1 protein-coding gene is annotated in these 1798 nt (G+C 35.8%); it reads left to right on the top strand.

The genetic code is table 11. The features are described from left to right. Positions 1 to 201: 201 nt before the first annotated feature. Positions 202 to 1798, top strand: a 1597-nt coding sequence (locus BZK16_RS13780) for a DAHL domain-containing protein (RefSeq protein ID WP_077929457.1), incomplete at its 3' end; no start/stop codon positions are given.

Here is a 1798-nt window from a genome sequence, read left to right as displayed (position 1 = left end):
TTCATCATGATTCTTATAGCCTTATCAAAATAGATTCAGGGTTAATTGTCAATTGGCGAGTGAAGAATATTTTGCATTGTCATATTACTGTCGTATTACTGTCATAATTCCTTCTTATAATGAGCCGCAAAATTTAGATTTTCTGAGTTAGGTGGCTCGCACACTATGTTTCGATTCGTCACTGTCTTTGGCAGGATTTTAATGACAGTTATTTTTCTAGCAGCTGCTATTGCTGGGTTGTTGTATTTTTATTTGAATACAGAGCGCGTTGATCTCACTATCAGAAATCGCATCATTGATGATGTGAATGAGATTGTTTTAGAGTCGACAAAGTGGGATACAGAAATTCATCGTGTGAATGCACGACTATTAAATAACTACGATGAATTAACCAATACTGAAAATATTATTCAGACATTGTTGGAACAACTCTCTGTTTATCCACAAACTCGTACAGAAGTATTGCAGCTTGATAAAACCATCCAAGAAAAGTCCAATTTTGTTGCTCTGTTTAAAGCTGAAATCACAGTATTAAAGAAAGCATTGGCAACACTGCCAAATATTTATCAGAAATTATTAGAAAGTGATGAAATTCAGCAATCAGAATTTGATGAACAGTTCTTAAAGCTTTTTACGAATGTTGCTAACTATAGTTTGGATAGTTCACCTGCAACATTGGCGGAAATTAAGCAACAAATTTTAGAAATCGAAAGTAATTTGTTGAATACAGATTTAGACTTTAAATACCAAGATTTATTGTATGAATTCTTAGAACAAGTGAGCACAATTATGGTTGCTCGCCCAGATGTAGATGCAATTTTGCAACAAATTGAAGCGTTGCCAATCCAAATCCAAGCGAATGCCATTACCAATAGCATTCGTTCTGATGTTGCAATGCAATTGGTGGAGCAGGAGAAGAATAAAACGTATCTTACTTATTATGCGGCGGCACTTTTGTTGATTTTGACATTACTCGCAACCAAGCTGTTTATTAATTATTTCAGATTAGAGAAAACGGTGAAAGATCGCACGAAAGATCTTCAAGCAGCGCTCGAAAACCTTAAAAATTCTGAAATGATCTTAGTACAAACGGAGAAAATGTCAGCACTTGGACAATTGGTTGCAGGTGTTGCTCATGAAGTGAATACGCCATTGGCTTATACTAAAAATGCTTTGGAATTAACGCGTTCTAATATTGAACAATTAGAATTTAGGCGCTTTGTGAATTTGGCAGATCTGTTGATGGATTTAGTTGAGAATCCTAAAGCGGATAATGCTACAGAACAGAAGAAAAATATCTTAGCTGAAATCCAACAAATCAAAGCACATTTGCATGAGTTAGATTTTGATGGTTTTCGCTATGCCGATATGGTGGATGAGATCAATGCTTTGATTAATGATGGTATGACAGGCGCTGAGCAAATCAGCAATCTTGTCAATAACTTGCGTAACTTTAGCAGATTGGATCGAGGACATTTAGCTCGTCATAAACTGAGTGAATCCATTCAAAGCACATTAACGTTATTGAAATATGAGCTGCGTGGTAAAAATGTAACGACTGATATTCAAGAAGAGTGTGTGATCGAATGCATGCCATCACAAATTAACCAAGTGCTATTGAACATCATTGGTAATGCGAATCACGCAACAGCAGAAGACGGTTCAATTTCAATCACACTGAAGAAGTTAAATGAAGACTTTGCAGGCATTGTGATTCAAGACAATGGTTCAGGCATTGAGCCAGATAAATTAAAAGATATTTTCAATCCATTCTTTACAACAAAAGAAGTGGGCAAGG

Source organism: Wohlfahrtiimonas populi (assembly GCF_002006795.1).
Taxonomy (GTDB): domain Bacteria; phylum Pseudomonadota; class Gammaproteobacteria; order Cardiobacteriales; family Wohlfahrtiimonadaceae; genus Wohlfahrtiimonas; species Wohlfahrtiimonas populi.
Note: the sequence above shows the minus strand (reverse complement) of the source record. Positions and strands in the feature narration are given on the sequence as shown.